Source organism: Pseudomonas sp. B19125 (assembly GCF_044218855.1).
Classification (GTDB): Bacteria; Pseudomonadota; Gammaproteobacteria; order Pseudomonadales; family Pseudomonadaceae; genus Aquipseudomonas; species Aquipseudomonas edaphica.
The window spans coordinates 1,108,467-1,130,688 of record NZ_CP162589.1 but is presented as its reverse complement, the minus strand read 5'-3'; the positions used below and the strand labels follow the sequence as shown (position 1 = coordinate 1,130,688).

32 protein-coding genes are annotated in these 22,222 nt (G+C 54.5%); all 32 read right to left on the bottom strand.

Annotated features, from left to right (window positions below; genetic code table 11):
* Positions 1 to 1,002 carry a DNA-directed RNA polymerase subunit alpha gene (locus AB4P96_RS05150; RefSeq protein ID WP_003176403.1) on the bottom strand — a complete coding sequence of 334 codons (1,002 nt, stop codon included), beginning with the start codon at positions 1,000 to 1,002 and terminating at the stop codon, positions 1 to 3.
* Positions 1,003 to 1,024: 22 nt separating this feature from the next.
* Complete coding sequence (gene rpsD / locus AB4P96_RS05145) at positions 1,025 to 1,645, bottom strand: 30S ribosomal protein S4 (protein ID WP_003210056.1); 621 nt, start codon at positions 1,643 to 1,645, stop codon at positions 1,025 to 1,027.
* A gap of 18 nt (positions 1,646 to 1,663) precedes the next feature.
* Positions 1,664 to 2,053 (bottom strand): 30S ribosomal protein S11, encoded by a 390-nt coding sequence (gene rpsK, locus AB4P96_RS05140; RefSeq protein ID WP_002555466.1) that lies wholly within the window; start codon positions 2,051 to 2,053, stop codon positions 1,664 to 1,666.
* A 30-nt stretch (positions 2,054 to 2,083) separates the two neighbouring features.
* On the bottom strand, positions 2,084 to 2,440 hold the full coding sequence (gene rpsM, locus AB4P96_RS05135) for a 30S ribosomal protein S13 (RefSeq protein WP_003210063.1): 357 nt from the start codon (positions 2,438 to 2,440) through the stop codon (positions 2,084 to 2,086).
* A 129-nt stretch (positions 2,441 to 2,569) separates the two neighbouring features.
* On the bottom strand, positions 2,570 to 2,686 hold the full coding sequence (gene rpmJ, locus AB4P96_RS05130; RefSeq protein WP_002555468.1) for a 50S ribosomal protein L36: 117 nt from the start codon (positions 2,684 to 2,686) through the stop codon (positions 2,570 to 2,572).
* 28 nt (positions 2,687 to 2,714) lie between these two features.
* Positions 2,715 to 4,043 (bottom strand): preprotein translocase subunit SecY, encoded by a 1,329-nt coding sequence (gene secY / locus AB4P96_RS05125; RefSeq protein WP_017135965.1) that lies wholly within the window; start codon positions 4,041 to 4,043, stop codon positions 2,715 to 2,717.
* Positions 4,044 to 4,481 (bottom strand): 50S ribosomal protein L15, encoded by a 438-nt coding sequence (rplO, locus tag AB4P96_RS05120; protein WP_003176407.1) that lies wholly within the window; start codon positions 4,479 to 4,481, stop codon positions 4,044 to 4,046. It abuts the gene before it with no gap.
* 3 nt (positions 4,482 to 4,484) lie between these two features.
* Positions 4,485 to 4,661, bottom strand: coding sequence for a 50S ribosomal protein L30 (gene rpmD / locus AB4P96_RS05115; RefSeq protein WP_003176408.1), 177 nt, complete (start codon positions 4,659 to 4,661; stop codon positions 4,485 to 4,487).
* Positions 4,662 to 4,663: 2 nt separating this feature from the next.
* Positions 4,664 to 5,164 (bottom strand): 30S ribosomal protein S5, encoded by a 501-nt coding sequence (gene rpsE, locus AB4P96_RS05110; RefSeq protein ID WP_003176409.1) that lies wholly within the window; start codon positions 5,162 to 5,164, stop codon positions 4,664 to 4,666.
* A gap of 3 nt (positions 5,165 to 5,167) precedes the next feature.
* A complete protein-coding gene (rplR, locus tag AB4P96_RS05105; RefSeq protein WP_017135964.1) occupies positions 5,168 to 5,518 on the bottom strand; it encodes a 50S ribosomal protein L18 in 351 nt (116 codons plus the stop codon).
* Between the two features lie 10 nt (positions 5,519 to 5,528).
* Entirely contained in the window at positions 5,529 to 6,062 is a 534-nt protein-coding gene (rplF, locus tag AB4P96_RS05100; protein ID WP_003176412.1) for a 50S ribosomal protein L6, read from the bottom strand.
* Positions 6,063 to 6,074: 12 nt separating this feature from the next.
* Positions 6,075 to 6,467: a 30S ribosomal protein S8 gene (rpsH, locus tag AB4P96_RS05095; RefSeq protein ID WP_010566853.1), complete on the bottom strand. Its 393-nt coding sequence runs from the start codon at positions 6,465 to 6,467 to the stop codon at positions 6,075 to 6,077.
* Positions 6,468 to 6,675: 208 nt separating this feature from the next.
* Complete coding sequence (gene rpsN / locus AB4P96_RS05090; protein WP_003176414.1) at positions 6,676 to 6,981, bottom strand: 30S ribosomal protein S14; 306 nt, start codon at positions 6,979 to 6,981, stop codon at positions 6,676 to 6,678.
* Between the two features lie 13 nt (positions 6,982 to 6,994).
* Positions 6,995 to 7,534: a 50S ribosomal protein L5 gene (gene rplE / locus AB4P96_RS05085; protein WP_003176415.1), complete on the bottom strand. Its 540-nt coding sequence runs from the start codon at positions 7,532 to 7,534 to the stop codon at positions 6,995 to 6,997.
* 20 nt (positions 7,535 to 7,554) lie between these two features.
* Positions 7,555 to 7,869: a 50S ribosomal protein L24 gene (gene rplX / locus AB4P96_RS05080; protein WP_003176416.1), complete on the bottom strand. Its 315-nt coding sequence runs from the start codon at positions 7,867 to 7,869 to the stop codon at positions 7,555 to 7,557.
* Positions 7,870 to 7,880: 11 nt separating this feature from the next.
* A complete protein-coding gene (rplN, locus tag AB4P96_RS05075; RefSeq protein ID WP_002555479.1) occupies positions 7,881 to 8,249 on the bottom strand; it encodes a 50S ribosomal protein L14 in 369 nt (122 codons plus the stop codon).
* Positions 8,250 to 8,272: 23 nt separating this feature from the next.
* On the bottom strand, positions 8,273 to 8,539 hold the full coding sequence (gene rpsQ / locus AB4P96_RS05070) for a 30S ribosomal protein S17 (protein ID WP_003176419.1): 267 nt from the start codon (positions 8,537 to 8,539) through the stop codon (positions 8,273 to 8,275).
* 2 nt (positions 8,540 to 8,541) lie between these two features.
* Positions 8,542 to 8,733: a 50S ribosomal protein L29 gene (rpmC, locus tag AB4P96_RS05065; protein WP_002555481.1), complete on the bottom strand. Its 192-nt coding sequence runs from the start codon at positions 8,731 to 8,733 to the stop codon at positions 8,542 to 8,544.
* Positions 8,733 to 9,146: a 50S ribosomal protein L16 gene (rplP, locus tag AB4P96_RS05060; RefSeq protein ID WP_003232424.1), complete on the bottom strand. Its 414-nt coding sequence runs from the start codon at positions 9,144 to 9,146 to the stop codon at positions 8,733 to 8,735. Before rplP ends, rpmC begins: the two co-directional genes overlap by 1 nt.
* A gap of 12 nt (positions 9,147 to 9,158) precedes the next feature.
* Complete coding sequence (gene rpsC / locus AB4P96_RS05055; protein WP_003176422.1) at positions 9,159 to 9,845, bottom strand: 30S ribosomal protein S3; 687 nt, start codon at positions 9,843 to 9,845, stop codon at positions 9,159 to 9,161.
* Between the two features lie 13 nt (positions 9,846 to 9,858).
* On the bottom strand, positions 9,859 to 10,191 hold the full coding sequence (gene rplV / locus AB4P96_RS05050; protein WP_003103908.1) for a 50S ribosomal protein L22: 333 nt from the start codon (positions 10,189 to 10,191) through the stop codon (positions 9,859 to 9,861).
* Positions 10,192 to 10,202: 11 nt separating this feature from the next.
* Positions 10,203 to 10,478 carry a 30S ribosomal protein S19 gene (gene rpsS / locus AB4P96_RS05045; protein WP_002555486.1) on the bottom strand — a complete coding sequence of 92 codons (276 nt, stop codon included), beginning with the start codon at positions 10,476 to 10,478 and terminating at the stop codon, positions 10,203 to 10,205.
* A gap of 16 nt (positions 10,479 to 10,494) precedes the next feature.
* Complete coding sequence (gene rplB, locus AB4P96_RS05040; protein ID WP_003176423.1) at positions 10,495 to 11,319, bottom strand: 50S ribosomal protein L2; 825 nt, start codon at positions 11,317 to 11,319, stop codon at positions 10,495 to 10,497.
* Positions 11,320 to 11,333: 14 nt separating this feature from the next.
* Complete coding sequence (gene rplW / locus AB4P96_RS05035) at positions 11,334 to 11,633, bottom strand: 50S ribosomal protein L23 (RefSeq protein ID WP_002555488.1); 300 nt, start codon at positions 11,631 to 11,633, stop codon at positions 11,334 to 11,336.
* The gene (rplD, locus tag AB4P96_RS05030) at positions 11,630 to 12,232 is read right to left on the bottom strand and encodes a 50S ribosomal protein L4 (protein ID WP_017135963.1); all 603 of its coding nucleotides are present in this window, start codon (positions 12,230 to 12,232) and stop codon (positions 11,630 to 11,632) included. The genes rplW and rplD overlap by 4 nt, the downstream gene beginning before the upstream one ends.
* Positions 12,233 to 12,244: 12 nt before the next feature.
* Positions 12,245 to 12,880: a 50S ribosomal protein L3 gene (rplC, locus tag AB4P96_RS05025; RefSeq protein WP_003194649.1), complete on the bottom strand. Its 636-nt coding sequence runs from the start codon at positions 12,878 to 12,880 to the stop codon at positions 12,245 to 12,247.
* Between the two features lie 81 nt (positions 12,881 to 12,961).
* A complete protein-coding gene (rpsJ, locus tag AB4P96_RS05020; protein ID WP_003186070.1) occupies positions 12,962 to 13,273 on the bottom strand; it encodes a 30S ribosomal protein S10 in 312 nt (103 codons plus the stop codon).
* A gap of 159 nt (positions 13,274 to 13,432) precedes the next feature.
* Positions 13,433 to 14,626 carry an elongation factor Tu gene (gene tuf, locus AB4P96_RS05015; protein WP_003176426.1) on the bottom strand — a complete coding sequence of 398 codons (1,194 nt, stop codon included), beginning with the start codon at positions 14,624 to 14,626 and terminating at the stop codon, positions 13,433 to 13,435.
* A gap of 30 nt (positions 14,627 to 14,656) precedes the next feature.
* Positions 14,657 to 16,762: an elongation factor G gene (gene fusA / locus AB4P96_RS05010; protein WP_010206921.1), complete on the bottom strand. Its 2,106-nt coding sequence runs from the start codon at positions 16,760 to 16,762 to the stop codon at positions 14,657 to 14,659.
* A 30-nt stretch (positions 16,763 to 16,792) separates the two neighbouring features.
* Positions 16,793 to 17,263, bottom strand: coding sequence for a 30S ribosomal protein S7 (gene rpsG, locus AB4P96_RS05005; protein ID WP_002555493.1), 471 nt, complete (start codon positions 17,261 to 17,263; stop codon positions 16,793 to 16,795).
* A gap of 118 nt (positions 17,264 to 17,381) precedes the next feature.
* The gene (rpsL, locus tag AB4P96_RS05000) at positions 17,382 to 17,753 is read right to left on the bottom strand and encodes a 30S ribosomal protein S12 (protein WP_002555494.1); all 372 of its coding nucleotides are present in this window, start codon (positions 17,751 to 17,753) and stop codon (positions 17,382 to 17,384) included.
* Positions 17,754 to 17,970: 217 nt separating this feature from the next.
* Complete coding sequence (gene rpoC, locus AB4P96_RS04995) at positions 17,971 to 22,170, bottom strand: DNA-directed RNA polymerase subunit beta' (RefSeq protein ID WP_017135962.1); 4,200 nt, start codon at positions 22,168 to 22,170, stop codon at positions 17,971 to 17,973.
* Between the last annotated feature and the right edge of the window lie 52 nt (positions 22,171 to 22,222).

The window sequence follows — 22,222 nt, the reverse complement described above, 5'->3', positions numbered from 1 at the left end:
TCAGGCAGTCGCCTTGTCGTCCTTCTTAAGACTTGCAGGCGGCCAGTTGTCGAGGCGCATGCCGAGGGACAGACCGCGGGAGGCCAGAACGTCCTTGATTTCAGTCAAGGATTTCTTGCCCAGGTTCGGAGTCTTCAACAGTTCTACTTCGGTACGCTGAATCAGGTCGCCGATGTAGTAAATGTTTTCCGCCTTAAGGCAGTTAGCCGAACGTACAGTCAGTTCCAGATCGTCAACCGGGCGAAGCAGGATCGGATCGATCTCGTCTTCCTGCTCGATTACCACTGGTTCGCTGTCACCTTTGAGGTCGACGAACGCAGCCAACTGCTGTTGCAGAATGGTTGCAGCGCGGCGGATAGCCTCTTCAGGATCCAGAGTACCGTTGGTTTCCAGATCAATAACCAGCTTGTCCAGGTTAGTACGCTGTTCGACACGGGCGTTTTCCACCACGTATGCGATACGGCGAACCGGGCTGAACGAAGAGTCAAGCTGCAAGCGACCAATGCTGCGGCTTTCGTCTTCATCGCTCTGACGCGAGTCGGCCGGTTCATAACCACGACCACGAGCTACAGTGAGCTTCATGTTCAGGGCGCCGTTAGACGCCAGGTTAGCGATTACGTGATCGGGATTAACGATCTCGACATCATGATCCAGCTGAATATCGGCAGCGGTAACCACCCCCGAACCCTTCTTCGACAAGGTCAGCGTAACTTCGTCACGGCCGTGCAGCTTGATAGCCAGACCTTTAAGGTTCAACAGGATTTCAATTACGTCTTCCTGTACACCTTCGATGGCGCTGTACTCGTGGAGCACACCGTCAATCTCGGCCTCGACTACTGCACAGCCGGGCATTGAGGACAACAGGATGCGGCGCAGCGCGTTGCCCAGGGTGTGGCCAAAACCACGCTCGAGAGGCTCGAGAGTGATCTTGGCGCGGGTTGGACTGACAACCTGCACATCAATGTGGCGGGGTGTCAGGAACTCATTTACCGAAATCTGCATGGATGCACCTATTTTCTAGCCCTTACTTGGAGTAGAGCTCGACAATCAGGCTTTCGTTGATGTCGGCGGACAGATCACTGCGAGCAGGAACGTTCTTGAAAACGCCCGACTTCTTCTCAGTGTCTACTTCTACCCATTCTACGCGGCCACGTTGGGCACACAGATCGAGAGCTTGGACAATGCGAAGTTGGTTTTTTGCTTTCTCGCGAATCGCGACCACGTCACCAGCACGAACCTGGTAGGACGGAACGTTAACGGTTTGGCCGTTTACGCTGACGGATTTGTGCGATACCAGCTGACGGGATTCGGCACGAGTCGAACCAAAGCCCATACGGTATACAACGTTGTCCAGACGGCATTCGAGCAGTTGCAGCAGGTTTTCACCGGTTGCACCTTTCTTGCCAGCAGCTTCTTTGTAGTAGCCGCTGAACTGACGCTCGAGAACGCCGTAAATACGACGGACCTTCTGCTTTTCACGCAGTTGGGTGCCGTAATCGGACTGGCGACCGCGGCGTTGGCCGTGGATACCAGGTGCTGCTTCAATGTTGCACTTCGATTCGATCGCGCGCACGCCGCTCTTCAAGAAGAGATCGGTGCCTTCGCGACGAGCGAGTTTGCATTTTGGACCAATGTAACGAGCCATTCTTTACAATCTCCTGGATTACACGCGGCGCTTCTTCGGCGGACGGCACCCGTTGTGCGGGATTGGCGTCACGTCGGTGATGCTGGCGATCTTATAGCCACAGCCGTTCAAAGCACGGACAGCAGACTCACGACCTGGACCTGGACCTTTGACGTTAACGTCGAGGTTTTTCAGGCCGTATTCCAGCGCAGCTTGACCAGCACGTTCAGCAGCTACTTGAGCAGCAAACGGGGTGGACTTGCGGGAACCGCGGAAACCCGAACCACCAGAGGTAGCCCAAGACAGCGCGTTACCTTGACGGTCGGTGATGGTCACGATGGTGTTGTTAAAAGATGCATGGATGTGGGCGATGCCATCAACCACTGTCTTTTTAACTTTTTTACGAGGACGAGCAGCAGGTTTTGCCATGATAATTTTCCTGTCGATTCGCGTGGGCGATTACTTGCGGATCGGCTTACGCGGACCTTTACGGGTACGCGCGTTAGTCTTGGTACGCTGACCGCGTACTGGAAGACCACGACGATGACGCAGACCACGGTAGCAACCGAGGTCCATCAAACGCTTGATTTTCATGTTGATTTCGCGACGCAGGTCACCTTCAGTGGTGAACTTCGCCACTTCGCCACGCAACAGCTCAATCTGCTCGTCGCTCAGATCTTTGATCTTTGCGGCTGGGTTTACCCCAGTGTCTGCGCAAATTTTCTGCGCAGTAGTGCGACCAACACCATAGATGTAGGTCAGCGAGATAACAGTGTGCTTGTTATCTGGAATGTTAACGCCTGCAATACGGGCCATTCAGTGGGACTCCAATTGACAGCTACCTACGCCCCGGAAGCCAAGAAATAGGGCGCGAGATAATATCGCTGTAATAACAAATAATCAACCCGGCAGCGCACTAGCTGCCGGGCTTCAAGCGGATCACACTCAGCCTTGGCGCTGTTTGTGACGCGGTTCCGCGCTGCAAATTACTCGAACAACACCTTCGCGGCGAATAATCTTGCAGTTACGGCACAGCTTTTTCACCGATGCACGAACTTTCATCACCAACTCCTCGAACCTTATGGGGTACTCAGCGCAACATGCCGCTGCCGTAGCCCTTCAGGTTGGCTTTCTTCATCAGGGATTCGTACTGGTGCGAAACGAGGTGCGATTGTACTTGGGACATGAAGTCCATCACAACCACGACCACGATCAGCAACGAGGTCCCGCCAAGGTAGAACGGAACGTTTGCTGCAACCACCAGGAACTGGGGAAGCAAGCACACGGCCGTCATATATAGAGCACCGAACAGGGTCAAACGAGTCAGAACGCCATCAATGTAGCGTGCCGACTGCTCACCTGGACGGATACCCGGAATAAAGGCACCGGACTTCTTCAGGTTTTCCGCTACGTCTTTCGGATTGAACATCAACGCCGTATAGAAGAAGCAGAAGAAAATAATCCCTGCACTAAACAGCAGAATATTCAACGGCTGACCAGGAGCGATCGACTGAGAGAGGTCCTGCAGCCAGCCCATATTTTCAGACTGACCAAACCAGGTACCCAACGAAGCCGGAAACAGCAAAATGCTGCTCGCGAAAATTGCCGGAATAACACCGGCCATATTCACTTTCAGCGGCAAGTGGCTGGTCTGCGCAGCAAAGACCTTACGGCCCTGCTGACGCTTGGCGTAGTGAACAGCAATACGACGCTGGCCACGCTCAATGAACACCACAAAACCGATAATCGCTACTGCCAGCACACCGATGGCAACCAGGGCGAAGATATTGATATCACCCTGACGTGCAGACTCGAAAGACTGCCCGATTGCTCTCGGAAGACCGGCGACGATACCTGCGAAAATCAACATCGAGATACCGTTGCCAACACCACGCTCAGTAATCTGCTCACCCAGCCACATCATGAACATCGCGCCAGCCACAAACGTGGATACCGCGACGAAATAGAAGCCAAAGTCACCAGTGAACGCAACGCCCTGCCCCGCCAGGCCAACGGACATGCCGATAGCTTGAACCAGGGCGAGAACGACAGTGCCGTAGCGGGTGTACTGGCTAATCTTGCGACGGCCAGCTTCACCTTCCTTCTTCAACTGCTCCAGCTGCGGGCTCACGGCGGTCATCAACTGCATGATGATCGATGCCGAAATGTACGGCATGATCCCCAATGCAAAGATGCTCATCCGTTCCAGCGCGCCGCCGGAAAACATGTTGAACAAGCTAAGAATGGTCCCCTCATTCTGTCGAAACAGGTCTGCGAGTCGGTCCGGGTTGATACCTGGAACCGGGATGTGTGCGCCTATTCGGTAGACGATAATCGCCAGGAACAGAAAACGCAGACGAGCCCAAAGTTCAGACATACCGCCTTTGCCGAGCGCTGAGAGAGCACCTTGCTTAGCCATTTATTCCTCGAACTTGCCGCCAGCTGCTTCGATAGCCGAACGCGCACCTTTGGTGGCGCCGATTCCCTTGCCGATAGTGACAGCGCGAGTCACTTCACCGGACAACATGATTTTCACACGTTGTACGTTGACGTTGATCACGTTGGCATCTTTCAGGGTCTGCACAGTAACGATGTCGCCTTCCACTTTAGCCAGCTCGGACAGACGCACTTCTGCGCGATCCATGGCTTTCAGGGATACGAAACCGAACTTAGGCAGGCGACGATGCAGCGGCTGTTGACCGCCTTCAAAGCCAGGAGCAATGGTGCCACCGGAGCGGGAGGTTTGACCTTTGTGGCCACGGCCACCAGTCTTACCCAAACCGCTACCGATACCACGGCCCGGACGATGCTTTTCGCGACGGGAACCCGGCGCTGGACTCAGATCATTGAGTTTCATCGATTAACCCTCTACACGCAGCATGTAGTAAGCCTTGTTGATCATCCCGCGATTCTCGGGAGTATCCTGGACTTCTACAGTGTGACCGATGCGACGCAGACCCAAACCTTTAACACACAGTTTGTGGTTAGGGATGCGGCCGGTCATGCTTTTGATCAGCGTTACTTTAACGGTAGCCATGATCAGAAGATCTCCTTGACAGTCAGACCACGCTTGGCAGCGATGGACTCAGGAGATTGCATAGCTTTCAAACCCTTGAAAGTGGCGTGAACCACGTTTACCGGGTTAGTCGAGCCGTAGCACTTGGCCAGAACGTTCTGAACGCCAGCAACCTCGAGGACAGCACGCATAGCGCCGCCAGCGATGATACCGGTACCTTCAGAAGCAGGCTGCATGTACACCTTCGAAGCGCCGTGAGCGGACTTCATTGCGTACTGCAGCGTGGTGCCGTTCAGATCAACTTGGATCATGTTGCGACGAGCAGCTTCCATTGCCTTCTGGATCGCGGCAGGCACTTCACGTGACTTGCCACGGCCGAAGCCAACACGCCCTTTACCATCACCTACCACGGTCAACGCGGTGAAAGTGAAGATACGGCCGCCTTTAACGGTTTTGGCTACGCGGTTAACTTGAACCAGCTTCTCAATGTAGCCTTCGTCGCGCTTTTGGTCGTTATTTGACATAACTTAGAACTCCAGCCCAGCTTCACGAGCAGCATCAGCCAGCGCTTTCACGCGACCGTGGTACTTGAAGCCAGAGCGGTCGAAAGCCACTTGCGAGACGCCCACGGCCTTAGCACGTGTAGCGACCAGCTGGCCAACCTTTGTGGCCGCGTCGATGTTGCCGGTGGCACCATCACGCAGTTCTTTATCCAAAGTCGAGGCGCTGGCCAGGACTTTGTTGCCGTCGGCCGAGATGACCTGGGCGTAGATGTGCTGCGACGAGCGGTACACGCAGAGACGCACGACTTCGAGTTCGTGCATTTTCAGGCGTGCTTTGCGAGCGCGACGCAGTCGAGTAACTTTTTTGTCGGTCATTTGCTATGCCCTACTTCTTCTTGGCTTCTTTACGACGGACGACTTCGTCCGCGTAGCGCACACCTTTGCCTTTGTACGGCTCTGGTGGACGGAAGTCGCGGATCTCAGCGGCCACCTGACCTACCAGCTGCTTATCAATACCCTTGATCAGGATATCGGTTTGGCTAGGGGTCTCAGCGGTGATGCCTTCCGGCAGTTCGTAATCCACTGGGTGCGAGAAGCCAAGGGCCAGGTTCAAAACCGTGCCTTTTGCTTGCGCTTTGTAACCAACACCGACCAGCTGGAGCTTACGCTCGAAGCCTTGGCTTACGCCTTGGACCATGTTGTTTACCAACGCACGCGTGGTACCGGCCATTGCGCGAGTTTGTTGATCGCCATTGCGAGCAGCGAAACGCAGCTCACCAGCTTCTTCAACGATCTCAACGGACGAATGGATGTTCAGTTCAAGAGTGCCCTTGGCACCCTTCACCGAAAGCTGTTGGCCTGCGAATTTTACTTCGACACCGGCTGGCAGCTTAACGGGGTTCTTAGCGACGCGAGACATGCTTATCCCCCCTTAGAACACAGTGCAAAGAACTTCGCCGCCGACACCGGCAGCGCGCGCAGCACGATCCGTCATCACACCTTTGTTGGTGGAGACGATAGACACGCCCAGACCGCCACGAACTTTCGGCAGATCTTCAGCGGACTTGTACTGACGCAGGCCTGGACGGCTAACGCGCTTCACTTCTTCAATGACCGAACGGCCTTCGAAGTACTTCAGCTCGATGGACAGCAGTGGCTTGGTTTCGCTGCTGATCTGATAACCCGCAATGTAGCCTTCGTCTTTCAGGACTTTGGCAACAGCTACCTTCAACTTGGAAGATGGCATGCTTACGACGGACTTTTCAGCCATCTGGGCATTACGGATACGAGTTAGCATGTCCGCTAACGGGTCCTGCATACTCATGGGCTAGACGCTCCTAATACAAAAAAATTAGCCTTGCGGCTACATATGTCGCCGAGAATCTCCGGCCATAAAAAACACGGGCTCAGGCGAGCCGCGTATTTTAGACATACTCCGGAAATGAAACAAGCCCCAAAAGGGGCTTGATCCAGATTCAAGGTCACCGGCGGTCAGTATCTTGCGATTCTGCCCACCTGGACGTTGAAAGTACTTACCAGCTGGCTTTAACCAGACCTGGTACGTCACCACGCATTGCCGCTTCACGCAGTTTGTTACGGCCGAGGCCGAACTTGCGGTAAACGCCGTGCGGACGACCGGTCAGGCGGCAGCGGTTACGCATGCGCGAAGCGCTTGCGTCACGTGGCTGCTTCTGCAGAGCAACTGTAGCTTCCCAGCGTGCTTCTGGACTTGCGTTCAGATCAACGATGATTGCTTTCAGTGCTGCACGCTTCTTGGCGTACTTGGCAACCGTGAGCTGACGCTTCAGCTCGCGGTTTTTCATGCTCATCTTGGCCATGGTCCTACTCCAATCAGTTGCGGAACGGGAATTTGAAAGCACGCAACAGGGCGCGACCTTCATCATCGTTCTTGGCAGTGGTGGTCAGGGTGATGTCCAGACCGCGGAGAGCATCGATCTTGTCGTAGTCGATTTCCGGGAAGATGATCTGCTCTTTCACGCCCATGCTGTAGTTACCACGACCATCGAAGGACTTGGCATTCAGGCCGCGGAAGTCGCGAACCCGAGGCAGGGAGATCGACAGCAGACGATCCAGGAATTCATACATACGCTCACGGCGCAGAGTCACTTTGACGCCGATCGGCCAACCTTCACGGACTTTAAAGCCAGCGATGGATTTCCGAGCGTAAGTCACAACGACTTTTTGACCGGTGATCTTTTCCAGGTCAGCAACAGCGTGCTCGATGACTTTTTTGTCACCGACCGCTTCGCCCAGACCCATGTTCAGGGTGATTTTGGTAACGCGTGGAACTTCCATCACGTTCGAAAGCTTAAGTTCTTCCTTAAGTTTCGGTGCGATTTCTTTCCAGTAAATCTCTTTTAGTCGTGCCATGGTCTTCTACCTAGCAGTGTTCAAGCATCAACCGCTTTTTGGGTCGACTTGAAGACACGAATTTTCTTGCCGTCTTCTACTTTGAAACCAACGCGGTCAGCCTTGTTGGTTTCGCCGTTGAAAATGGCGACGTTAGAAGCGTCCAGTGGAGCTTCTTTTTCGACGATACCGCCTTGTACGCCCGACATCGGGTTAGGCTTGGTATGACGCTTAACCAGGTTCAGACCGCCGATAACCAGACGGTTATTAGCGAGAACCTTAAGCACCTTACCGCGCTTACCTTTGTCTTTGCCGGCGATCACGATGATCTCGTCGTCACGACGAATCTTTTGCATGTCGGATCTCCTTACAGCACTTCTGGGGCGAGCGAGACGATCTTCATGAACTTCTCAGTACGAAGTTCACGGGTCACTGGCCCAAAGATACGGGTGCCGATCGGCTCTTGCTTGTTGTTCAGAAGAACAGCAGCGTTGCCATCAAAGCGGATAATGGAGCCATCAGCACGGCGTACGCCGTGACGAGTGCGGACTACAACAGCAGTCATCACTTGGCCTTTTTTCACTTTACCGCGAGGAATTGCTTCCTTCACGGTAACTTTGATGATGTCACCGATACCAGCGTAACGACGATGGGAGCCACCCAGCACCTTGATGCACATAACACGGCGAGCGCCGCTGTTATCGGCCACATCGAGCATGGATTGAGTCTGAATCATATAATTTCTCCGACCCCTAGTCCTTAGACTTCCACAGCGCGTTCGAGAACATCAACCAGTGCCCAAGACTTGGTCTTGGCCAGCGGACGAGTTTCACGAATAGTGACTTTGTCGCCGATGTGGCACTGGTTGGTTTCGTCGTGCGCGTGCAGCTTAGTCGAACGCTTAACATATTTACCGTAGATCGGGTGCTTAACGCGACGCTCGATCAGTACGGTGATGGTTTTGTCCATCTTGTCGCTGACAACACGGCCAGTCAGCGTACGGACAGTCTTTTCGGCTTCAGCCATGATCACTTACCTGCCTGCTGGTTGAGCACAGTCTTCACGCGAGCGATGTCACGCTTAACTTGCGAGAGCAGATGAGACTGCCCCAACTGGCCAGTTGCTTTCTGCATACGCAGATTGAACTGGTCGCGCAGCAGGCCGAGCAGTTGCTCGTTCAGCTGCTGTGCGGATTTTTCACGAAGTTCATTCGCTTTCATCACATCACCGTCCGTTTAACAAAGGCGGTGGCGAGCGGCAGCTTTGCAGCAGCCAGGGCAAAAGCCTCACGCGCCAGCTCTTCAGTTACACCCTCGATTTCATACAGGACTTTGCCTGGCTGAATCTGGGCTACCCAGTATTCCACGTTACCCTTACCTTTACCCATCCGAACCTCGAGAGGCTTTTTGGAGATCGGCTTGTCCGGGAATACACGGATCCAGATCTTGCCGCCACGTTTTACGTGACGGGTCAGTGCACGACGCGCTGACTCGATCTGACGAGCGGTGAGACGACCACGAGCTACAGACTTCAGCGCGAACTCGCCGAAGCTGACTTTGCTACCGCGCTGAGCCAGACCACGGTTGTGGCCTGTCATCTGCTTGCGGAACTTCGTACGCTTAGGTTGCAACATTTGGCGTACCCCTTACTTAGCAGCTTTTTTACGAGGCGCTGGTGCTTGTGGTTTCAGTTCTTCTTGGCGACCACCAATTACTTCGCCCTTGAAGATCCAAACCTTTACACCGATCACACCGTAAGTGGTGTGAGCTTCGTAGTTGGCATAGTCGATGTCGGCACGCAGGGTGTGCAGTGGCACACGACCTTCGCGATACCATTCAGTACGTGCGATTTCAGCACCGCCGAGACGACCGCTCACTTGGATTTTGATGCCTTTGGCACCAATGCGCATGGCGTTCTGTACAGCGCGCTTCATAGCGCGACGGAACATTACACGACGCTCCAGCTGCTGAGCTACGCTCTGCGCAACCAGCATACCGTCGAGCTCCGGCTTACGGATCTCTTCGATATTGATGTGCACAGGCACACCCATTTGCTTGGTCAGGTCCTGACGCAGTTTCTCAACATCTTCACCTTTCTTCCCGATAACGATACCTGGACGAGCGGTGTGGATGGTGATACGTGCAGTTTGTGCCGGACGATGGATATCGATACGGCTTACGGACGCGCTTTTTAGTTTGTCTTGGAGATACTCACGCACCTTCAGATCAGCGAACAAATAGTCCGCATAAGTCCGACCGTCTGCGTACCAGACGGAGGTGTGCTCCTTGACGATTCCCAGGCGAATGCCAATGGGATGTACTTTCTGACCCATCTCTTCGACTCCGTTACTTGTCAGCAACCTTGACAGTGATATGGCAAGACCGCTTGACGATGCGATCAGCACGGCCTTTGGCACGTGGCATGATGCGCTTCAGCGAACGCCCTTCGTTGACGAAAACGGTGCTGACCTTCAGGTCATCAACGTCTGCGCCTTCGTTATGCTCGGCGTTGGCTACGGCCGACTCCAGCACTTTCTTCATGATCTCGGCGGCTTTCTTACTGCTGAAAGCCAACAGGTTGAGCGCTTCGCCCACCTTCTTCCCGCGGATCTGGTCGGCGACCAAGCGGGCTTTCTGGGCGGAGATTCGAGCGCCCGACAACTTAGCGGCTACTTCCATTTCCTAACCCCTTAACGCTTGGCTTTCTTGTCTGCCACGTGCCCACGATAAGTGCGGGTACCGGCAAACTCGCCCAGTTTGTGGCCGACCATGTCTTCGTTAACGAGAACTGGGACGTGTTGGCGACCGTTGTGTACTGCGATGGTCAGACCGACCATTTGTGGCAGGATCATCGAACGACGCGACCAGGTCTTAACTGGTTTGCGATCGTTCTTTTCCGCCGCCACTTCGATCTTCTTCAGTAGGTGAAGATCAATAAAAGGACCTTTTTTCAGAGAACGTGGCACTGTCGTATCCCTCTATTTACTTGCGACGACGGACGATCATTTTGTCGGTACGCTTATTACCACGAGTCTTCGCGCCCTTAGTCGGGAAGCCCCATGGCGATACCGGATGACGACCACCAGAGGTACGACCTTCACCACCACCGTGTGGGTGGTCAACCGGGTTCATGGCAACACCACGAACGGTTGGGCGAACGCCACGCCAGCGTTTGGCACCAGCTTTACCCAGCGAACGCAGGCTGTGCTCGGAGTTCGAGACTTCGCCCAAGGTCGCGCGGCATTCAGCCAGCACTTTACGCATCTCACCAGAACGCAGACGCAGGGTCACGTAGACACCTTCACGAGCGATCAGCTGAGCCGAAGCACCAGCGGAACGAGCGATTTGCGCGCCTTTACCTGGCTTCAATTCGATGCCGTGTACGGTGCTACCAACTGGAATGTTACGCAGTTGCAGAGCGTTGCCCGGCTTGATCGGTGCCAAAGCACCTGCGATCAGCTGGTCACCAGCACTCACGCCTTTAGGGGCGATGATGTAGCGACGCTCGCCATCTGCGTACAGCAGCAGAGCGATGTGAGCAGTACGGTTTGGATCGTATTCGATACGCTCGACAGTGGCAGAGATGCCATCTTTGTCGTTGCGACGGAAATCGACCAGACGATAATGCTGCTTATGGCCACCACCGATGTGACGAGTGGTAATACGACCATTGTTGTTACGACCACCAGTCTTCGATTTTTTCTCGAGCAGCGGTGCGTGAGGAGCGCCTTTATGCAGCTCCTGGTTGACCACCTTGACCACAAAACGGCGGCCAGGGGAAGTCGGTTTGCATTTAACGATTGCCATGATGCACCCCTTCCTTACTCAGCACTGCTGCTGAAATCGAGATCTTGGCCTGGCTGAAGGGAGATAACTGCCTTCTTCCAGTCATTACGCTTGCCCAGACCGCGAGCAGTGCGCTTGCTCTTACCCAGAACATTCAGGGTAGTAACACGCTCTACTTTCACGCTGAACAGGCTTTCGACGGCCTTCTTGATTTCCAGCTTGGTTGCGTCAGTTGCAACCTTGAAAACGAACTGGCCTTTCTTGTCAGCCAGAACCGTAGCCTTTTCGGAAACGTGCGGGCCAAGCAGAACTTTAAATACGCGTTCCTGGTTCATCCCAGCAGCTCCTCGAATTTCTTCACGGCCGACACGGTGATCAACACCTTGTCGTATGCGATCAGACTAACTGGATCGGAACCTTGCACGTCACGTACATCAACGTGTGGCAGGTTGCGAGCAGCCAGGTACAGGTTCTGATCAACAGCTTCCGACACGATCAAAACGTCGGTCAGGCTCATGTTGTTCAGTTTGCCCAGCAGATCTTTGGTTTTTGGACTTTCAACAGCGAAGTCTTGAACCACGACCAGACGATCAGTACGCACGAGTTCAGCAAGGATGGAGCGCAGTGCTGCGCGATACATCTTCTTGTTGAGCTTCTGAGTGTGATCCTGTGGACGAGCTGCGAAAGTGGTACCGCCGCCACGCCAGATTGGGCTACGGATAGTACCGGCACGAGCACGGCCAGTACCTTTCTGACGCCAAGGGCGCTTACCGCCACCACGTACGTCGGAACGGGTCTTTTGCTGCTTGCTACCTTGACGGCCGCCGGCCATGTAGGCCACGACTGCTTGGTGAACCAGCGTCTCGTTGAATTCGCCGCCAAATGTCAGTTCGGAAACTTCGATCGCTTGAGCGTCATTTACATTTAATTGCATGTCAGCTTCCCCTTAACCGCGAGCCTTGGCCGCTGGACGTACAACCAGGTTGCCGCCAGTAGCGCCAGGAACAGCACCCTTGACCAACAACAGATTGCGTTCAGCGTCGACGCGCACTACTTCGAGGGACTGCACGGTCACGCGCTCAGCGCCCATATGACCGGACATTTTTTTGCCCTTGAATACACGACCAGGAGTCTGGCACTGGCCAATAGAGCCCGGGACGCGGTGGGAAACGGAGTTACCGTGAGTGTTGTCTTGGCCACGGAAATTCCAACGCTTGATCGTACCCTGGAAGCCTTTACCCTTGGACTGACCGGTTACATCAACCAGTTGACCAGCGGCGAAGATTTCAGCGTTGATCAGATCGCCAGCCTGGTAGTCGCCGTCTTCGAGACGGAACTCCATAACAGTGCGACCAGCTGCAACGTTTGCTTTAGCGAAGTGACCTGCTTGAGCAGCAGTCACGCGCGAAGCACGACGCTCGCCGACAGTGACTTGCACTGCACGATAGCCATCGGTTTCTTCAGTTTTGAACTGGGTGACGCGATTCGGCTCGATCTCAATGACCGTGACCGGAATGGAGACACCTTCTTCGGTGAAAATACGGGTCATACCGCATTTACGACCGACTACACCAATAGTCATGTTGTAAACCTCATGAGTGTACGGGGCTTTCACCCGCTATGGCCGCCCATTTCAGAGCGTTACACGACTAAGACCCAAGTCTTAGCCGAGGCTGATCTGTACTTCCACACCGGCCGCCAGATCAAGCTTCATAAGTGCATCAACGGTTTTATCCGTTGGCTGGACGATGTCCAGTACGCGCTTATGAGTACGGATCTCGTACTGGTCACGCGCGTCTTTGTTGACGTGCGGGGAGACCAGAACGGTGAACCGCTCTTTACGGGTAGGCAGTGGAATTGGACCACGCACTTGAGCACCAGTACGTTTCGCGGTTTCCACGATTTCCTGGGTGGATTGGTCGATCAGGCGATGGTCAAAAGCCTTCAACCTGATACGGATTTGCTGATTTTGCATTGGATTTCAGACTCCGGCTGCTATTCCCAGCGAGCGCAATACGCCCGTTAAAAGGAGGCGCAATTCTATAGACGGCCCTGATAGGTGTCAACCCAATAAAAAAGGCCCCCGCTGAGCGGGGGCCTTTTCAAAACATCAGAGCTATCTCAGAAGAGATAATTACTCGATGATTTTAGCTACAACGCCAGCACCAACGGTACGGCCGCCTTCACGGATTGCGAAACGCAGGCCGTCTTCCATAGCGATGGTTTTGATCAGGGTGACAACCATTTTGATGTTGTCGCCTGGCATTACCATTTCTACGCCTTCCGGCAGTTCGCAGTTACCGGTTACGTCGGTAGTACGGAAGTAGAACTGTGGACGGTAGCCTTTGAAGAACGGAGTGTGACGGCCGCCTTCTTCTTTGCTCAGCACGTACACTTCAGCTTCGAACTTGGTGTGCGGCTTAACCGAACCTGGCTTAACCAGAACCTGGCCACGCTCAACGTCGTCACGCTTGGTACCACGCAGCAGAACGCCGCAGTTCTCGCCAGCACGACCTTCGTCGAGCAGTTTACGGAACATTTCAACACCGGTGCAGGTGGTGACGGTAGTGTCACGCAGACCAACGATTTCCAGTGGATCTTGAACCTTGACGATACCGCGCTCGATACGACCAGTTACAACAGTACCGCGACCGGAGATCGAGAATACGTCTTCGATTGGCATCAGGAACGGCTTGTCGATAACACGAACTGGATCTGGGATGTAGCTGTCCAGAGTCTCAACCAGCTTACGAACGGACGTGGTGCCCATTTCGTTGTCGTCTTTGCCTTCCAGAGCCATACGAGCAGAACCGATGATGATCGGAGTGTCGTCGCCTGGGAAGTCGTAAGTGCTCAGCAGATCGCGCACTTCCATCTCAACCAGTTCCAGCAGCTCAGCGTCGTCTACCAGGTCGGCCTTGTTCAGGTAAACCACGATGTACGGAACGCCTACCTGACGGGACAGCAGGATGTGCTCACGGGTTTGTGGCATCGGACCATCAGCGGCCGAGCAAACCAGGATCGCGCCGTCCATCTGGGCAGCACCGGTGATCATGTTCTTCACATAGTCAGCGTGACCTGGGCAGTCAACGTGAGCGTAGTGACGGATCAGCGAGTTGTATTCAACGTGCGCGGTGTTGATGGTGATACCACGAGCTTTTTCTTCTGGCGCGCTGTCGATTTTATCGAAATCAACGATTGCGGAACCGAATACTTCGGAGCAAACGCGAGTCAGAGCAGCAGTCAGAGTGGTTTTACCGTGGTCAACGTGACCGATGGTGCCAACGTTGACGTGCGGTAGGGAACGATCAAATTTTTCTTTAGCCACGACAATTAACTCCTTGCCTAAAGGACTGAATCAGCCTTGTTTTTTGGATACAGTTTCAGCGATGTGCGCCGGAGCTGTGTTGTATTTTTTGAATTCCATAGAGTAGCTTGCGCGACCCTGGGACATGGAGCGAACGTCGGTCGCATAACCGAACATCTCACCCAACGGAACCTCGGCGCGAATCACTTTGCCGGAAACCGTGTCTTCCATACCCAAGATCATGCCGCGACGACGGTTAAGGTCGCCCATGACATCACCCATATAGTCTTCAGGTGTAACAACTTCTACCGCCATGATTGGCTCAAGCAACTCACCACCGCCCTTCTGAGCCAGTTGCTTGGTTGCCATGGAAGCAGCCACCTTAAACGCCATCTCGTTGGAGTCGACGTCGTGGTAAGAACCGTCAAAAACGGTTGCTTTCAGGCCGATCAGCGGATAGCCGGCAACAACACCGTTCTTCATCTGCTCTTCGATACCCTTCTGGATAGCAGGGATGTATTCCTTAGGAACAACACCACCCACTACTTCGTTCACGAATTGCAGACCTTCCTGACCTTCGTCAGCAGGAGCAAAACGGATCCAGCAGTGACCGAACTGACCACGACCGCCGGACTGACGAACGAACTTGCCTTCGATTTCACAGTTCTTCGTGATGCGCTCACGATAGGAAACCTGAGGCTTACCGATGTTGGCTTCGACGTTGAACTCACGGCGCATCCGGTCAACCAGGATGTCCAGGTGCAGCTCGCCCATGCCGGAGATGATCGTTTGACCAGTCTCTTCATCAGTCTTGACGCGGAAAGATGGATCTTCCTGAGCAAGTTTGCCCAAAGCGATACCCATTTTTTCCTGGTCATCCTTGGTCTTAGGCTCTACGGCAACCGAAATAACCGGCTCCGGGAAGTCCATGCGAACCAGGATGATTGGCTTGGCAGCGTCGCACAAAGTCTCACCAGTGGTGACGTCCTTCATGCCGATCAGGGCCGCGATGTCACCAGCGCGTACTTCCTTGATCTCTTCACGGGCGTTTGCGTGCATTTGCACCATACGACCCACGCGCTCTTTCTTGCCTTTAACCGAGTTGATCACGCCGTCGCCGGATGCCAACACGCCCGAGTAAACACGGACGAAGGTCAAAGTACCCACGAATGGGTCGGTAGCGATCTTGAACGCCAGGGCCGAGAACGGCTCGCTGTCGTCTGCATGACGCTCCATTTCTTCTTCCTCGTTATCAGGGTTGGTACCCTTGATAGCAGGAATATCGGTTGGAGCAGGCAGGTAGTCGATCACAGCATCGAGAACCAGGGGAACGCCCTTGTTCTTGAACGAGGAACCGCAAACAGCCAAGACGATCTCACCAGCGATAGTACGCTGACGCAGAGCGGCCTTGATTTCCACGTTGGTGAGTTCTTCACCCTCGAGGTACTTGTTCATCAGCTCTTCGCTGGCTTCGGCCGCAGCCTCAACCATGTTGTTGCGCCACTCGTCAGCCAGTTCCTGCAGTTCTGCAGGGATAGGCTTACGAACAGGAACCATACCTTTGTCGGAGTCATTCCAGTAAACAGCTTCCATGTTGATCAGATCGATCTGACCCTGGAAGTTGTCTTCGGAGCCGATTGCCAATTGAATTGGCACCGGAGTGTGACCCAGGCGCTGTTTGATCTGACCGATCACGCGCAGGAAGTTGGCACCAGCACGGTCCATCTTGTTTACGTAAACAAGACGTGGAACGCCGTACTTGTTGGCTTGACGCCATACGGTTTCCGACTGAGGCTCAACACCCGAGGTACCGCAGAACACAACGACAGCGCCGTCGAGTACGCGCAGGGAACGCTCAACTTCAATGGTGAAGTCTACGTGGCCTGGTGTATCGATTACGTTGAAGCGATGCTCGTCTTTGTACTGCTTCTCGGAACCCTTCCAGAAGGCGGTAATAGCAGCAGAAGTAATGGTAATACCACGCTCCTGCTCCTGAACCATCCAGTCTGTGGTCGCGGCGCCGTCATGCACCTCGCCCATTTTGTGACTTTTGCCGGTGTAAAACAGTACGCGCTCGGTGGTGGTGGTTTTACCAGCATCCACGTGAGCAACGATACCGATGTTACGGTAGCGGCTAATCGGAGTAGTACGAGCCATAAAGCCCTCGCAAAATTAGTGAAGCTAAGATTAGAAGCGGTAGTGCGAGAAAGCTTTGTTAGCTTCAGCCATACGGTGCACGTCTTCACGCTTCTTAACAGCAGCACCTTTACCTTCAGCGGCGTCCAACAGCTCGCCGGCCAAACGCAGAGCCATAGACTTCTCGCCGCGCTTACGGGCGAAGTCTACCAACCAGCGCATTGCCAGAGCGTTACGACGGGACGGACGAACTTCGACCGGAACCTGGTAAGTAGCACCGCCTACACGGCGCGACTTCACTTCGACCAGCGGAGCGATGGCGTCGAGAGCTTTCTCGAAGATTTCCAGGGGGTCGCTGTTCTTGCGTTCTTTAACCTTTTCCAGCGCGCCATAAACGATACGCTCGGCAACGGCTTTCTTGCCGCTTTCCATCACGTGGTTCATGAACTTGGCCAGAATTTGGCTTCCGTATTTTGGATCGTCAAGCACTTCGCGCTTGGCTGCTACGCGTCTTCTTGGCATGGATAAGCCCTCAAACGGTCTTCAGGTTCGCTCGGAATCGGTGCCCTTTCGGGACGCCTCCGACCTTACTCTTATCGACTCAGAAAATAAGATGATTCAGTTTTACAAAAAGCCGCTACTACTTAGGCTTCTTGGTACCGTACTTCGAACGACCCTGGTTACGACCTTTAACGCCGGAAGTATCCAAGGAGCCGCGTACGGTGTGGTAACGAACACCTGGCAAGTCTTTTACACGACCGCCGCGGATCAGTACCACGCTGTGCTCTTGCAGGTTGTGGCCTTCACCGCCGATGTACGAGGAAACCTCGAAACCGTTGGTCAGACGCACACGGCATACTTTACGCAGTGCCGAGTTAGGTTTTTTCGGCGTGGTGGTATACACACGAGTGCATACGCCACGACGTTGCGGGCAGTTCTGCAGCGCAGGTACGTCGGATTTCTCGACGATACGCTTACGCGGCTGACGTACCAGCTGGTTGATAGTTGCCATCTACTAGCTCCACTGTTGTCTTGCGACGCTATTGTCTTGCAAGAAAAGCAAAATGGCAGGAACGAATTCCCGCCAAATTTAGGGGTACAAGAGTCTAAAGAGGATCTTGCCCCCAGTCAAGGCAAGGCCCCGACCTCCCCTCTCATCGAACCGGGACAAAAATGCCTCGATCCGACGAATGGGGGCTGCCAGGGCCCAGACTTATTTATCGCAGAACTCAGTTACCGCTTGAGTTCAGCGCTTCGGTCAGTGCAGCTTCCACTTCACTGGCGCTTACGCGCAGCGGCTTGTCAGCATCACGGCGGCGCTTGCGCTCGCTGTGGTAAGCCAAACCGGTACCTGCCGGGATCAAACGACCCACGACTACGTTTTCTTTCAGGCCGCGCAGGTAATCGCGCTTGCCGGTTACCGCTGCTTCGGTCAGTACGCGAGTGGTCTCCTGGAAGGAGGCCGCCGAGATGAACGACTCAGTGGACAACGACGCCTTGGTGATACCCAGCAACACACGAGTGAACTTGGAGACAAATTTGTCTTCCGCGCCCAGACGTTCGTTTTCTACCAGTACGTGAGTCAGTTCCATCTGGTCGCCCTTGATGAAACTGGAATCGCCGGATTCAGCGATTTCAACTTTACGCAGCATCTGACGCAGGATGGTCTCGATGTGCTTATCGTTGATCTTCACGCCTTGCAGACGGTAAACGTCCTGGATCTCGTTAACGATGTACTTGGCCAGCGCACTCACACCCAGCAGACGCAGGATGTCGTGTGGATCGCTCGGGCCGTCGGAGATAACTTCGCCGCGGTTTACCTGTTCGCCTTCGAAGACGTTCAGGTGACGCCACTTCGGAATCAGCTCTTCGTACGGATCAGTACCATCGTTCGGGGTAATGACCAGACGGCGCTTGCCTTTGGTCTCTTTACCGAACGCGATGGTGCCGCTGACTTCAGCCAGAATCGACGCTTCTTTCGGACGACGAGCTTCGAACAAGTCGGCAACACGCGGCAGACCACCGGTGATGTCGCGAGTCTTCGAAGTTTCTTGCGGGATACGCGCGATAACATCACCGATCGCGATCTTCGCACCATCCGCTACACCGACCAGGGCGTTGGCTGGCAGGAAGTACTGAGCGATTACGTCAGTGCCTGGCAGCAACAAGTCCTTGCCGTTGTCGTCAACCATCTTAACGGCAGGACGGATGTCTTTACCGGCAGCTGGACGATCTTTCGCGTCGAGTACTTCAATGTTGGTCATACCGGTCAATTCGTCAGTCTGACGCTTGATCGTGATGCCTTCTTCCATGCCCACGTAGGTCACGGTACCTTTCATTTCGGTAACGATTGGGTGAGTGTGCGGATCCCACTTGGCCACGATTGCGCCAGCGTCGACCTTGTCACCTTCTTTAACCGAGATCACAGCACCGTACGGCAGCTTGTAACGCTCGCGCTCACGACCGTAGTCATCAGCGATTGCCAGCTCACCGGAACGGGACACAGCAACCAGGCAACCATCCACTCGCTCAACGTGTTTCAGGTTGTGCAGACGGACAGTACCGCCGTTCTTCACCTGAACGCTGTCAGCTGCGGAGGTCCGGCTTGCCGCACCACCGATGTGGAACGTACGCATGGTCAGCTGGGTACCCGGCTCACCGATGGACTGGGCAGCAATTACGCCAACCGCTTCACCGATGTTCACCTGGTGACCACGAGCCAAGTCACGGCCGTAGCACTTGGCGCAAATGCCGTAGCGGGTTTCGCAGCTGATCGGCGAGCGAACAATCACTTCGTCGATGCTGTTGAGTTCGATGAACTCGACCCACTTTTCATCCACCAGGGTGCCAGCAGGAACGATAACTTCCTCGGTACCTGGCTTGAATACGTCACGGGCAATTACTCGACCCAGTACGCGCTCACCCAACGGCTCTACAACGTCGCCGCCTTCGATGTGCGGAGTCATCAGCAGACCGTGTTCGGTGCCGCAGTCAACTTCAGTCACAACCAAGTCTTGCGCAACGTCTACCAGACGACGAGTCAGGTAACCGGAGTTAGCCGTTTTCAACGCGGTATCCGCAAGACCCTTACGAGCACCGTGAGTGGAGATGAAGTACTGAAGTACGCTCAAACCTTCACGGAAGTTCGCAGTAATCGGCGTTTCGATGATGGAGCCGTCCGGCTTGGCCATCAGGCCACGCATACCGGCGAGCTGACGGATCTGCGCAGCAGAACCCCGTGCGCCCGAGTCGGCCATCATGTACATCGAGTTGAACGACTCTTGATCGACTTCTACGCCATGACGGTCGATAACCTTCTCTTTCGAGAGGTTAGCCATCATCGCCTTCGACACTTCGTCGTTGGCCTTGGACCAAAGGTCGATCACTTTGTTGTACTTCTCGCCCTGGGTTACCAGGCCGGAGGCGTACTGGCTTTCGATTTCTTTCACTTCATCAGTTGCAGCATTGATGATCTGGGCTTTTTCATCCGGGATAACGAAGTCGTTAACACCGATGGAAACGCCGGAAATGGTCGAATAAGCAAAGCCGGTGTACATCAGCTGGTCAGCGAAGATCACGGTCTCTTTCAAACCAACCACGCGGTAGCACTGGTTGATCAGCTTGGAGATCGCCTTTTTCTTCATCGGCAAGTTGACGACGTCGTACGACAGGCCTTTTGGCACAACTTGATACAGCAAGGCACGGCCGACAGTGGTGTCGACAATACGGGTGCCGCTCACGCTGCCGCCATCACGGTCGTTGACGGTTTCGTTGATCCGCACTTTGACCTTGGCGTGCAGTGCGGCTTCGCCGGCACGGAACACACGGTCAACTTCTTGCAGGTCAGCGAACACACGACCTTCACCTTTGGCGTTGATCGCTTCACGAGTCATGTAGTACAGACCCAATACAACGTCCTGCGACGGAACGATGATTGGCTCACCGTTGGCTGGCGACAGAATGTTGTTGGTCGACATCATCAACGCGCGCGCTTCCAACTGGGCTTCCAGTGTCAGCGGTACGTGCACGGCCATTTGGTCGCCGTCGAAGTCGGCGTTGTACGCAGCACAGACCAGAGGGTGCAGCTGGATAGCCTTACCTTCGATCAGTACTGGTTCAAACGCCTGGATACCCAGACGGTGAAGGGTCGGTGCACGGTTGAGGAGAACCGGGTGTTCGCGAATCACTTCAGCGAGAACGTCCCAAACCTCTGGCAGTTCGCGCTCGACCATTTTCTTGGCCGCTTTGATGGTGGTCGCGAGACCGCGCATTTCCAGCTTGCCGAAGATGAATGGCTTGAACAGCTCAAGTGCCATCTTCTTGGGCAGACCGCACTGGTGCAGACGCAGGGTCGGGCCTACGGTAATTACCGAACGACCGGAGTAGTCAACACGCTTACCGAGCAAGTTCTGACGGAAACGACCTTGCTTACCCTTGATCATGTCAGCCAAGGATTTCAGAGGACGCTTGTTCGAACCGGTGATAGCGCGGCCACGACGGCCGTTGTCGAGCAAGGCATCGACAGCTTCTTGCAACATACGCTTTTCGTTGCGCACGATGATGTCCGGAGCGGACAGATCGAGCAGGCGCTTCAAGCGGTTGTTACGGTTGATCACGCGGCGGTACAGGTCGTTGAGGTCGGACGTCGCGAAACGACCACCGTCCAACGGTACCAGCGGACGCAGGTCTGGCGGCAGAACCGGCAGAACGGTCAGCACCATCCACTCTGGCAAGTTGCCGGAACCCTGGAAGGCTTCCATCAACTTCAGACGCTTGGACAGTTTCTTGATCTTGGTTTCGGAGTTGGTTTGCGGAATTTCTTCGCGCAGACGGCCAATCTCGTGCTCCAGGTCGATAGCGTGCAGCAGCTCGCGGACAGCCTCGGCACCCATACGGGCATCAAAGTCGTCGCCGAATTCTTCCAGCGCTTCGAAGTACTGCTCGTCGTTCAGCAGCTGACCTTTTTCAAGGGTGGTCATGCCTGGATCGATAACGACATAGCTCTCGAAGTAGAGAACGCGTTCGATATCACGCAGGGTCATGTCCATCAGCAAGCCGATACGGGACGGCAGCGATTTCAGGAACCAGATGTGGGCAACCGGCGAAGCCAGTTCGATGTGCGCCATGCGCTCACGACGAACCTTGGCCAGTGCAACTTCAACGCCGCACTTCTCGCAGATCACACCACGGTGCTTCAAGCGCTTGTACTTACCGCACAGGCACTCGTAATCCTTTACCGGGCCAAAGATCTTGGCGCAGAACAGGCCGTCACGCTCAGGTTTGAACGTACGGTAGTTGATGGTTTCCGGCTTTTTAACTTCACCGAACGACCACGAACGGATCATCTCAGGCGATGCCAACCCAATACGGATGGCGTCGAACTCTTCGACTTGACCCTGGTTTTTCAGCAAATTCAGTAGGTCTTTCAAGGCCTTTCCTCCTGGCGGAGCAGAGAGCGGGCTAAACAACCCCGCTCTCGAT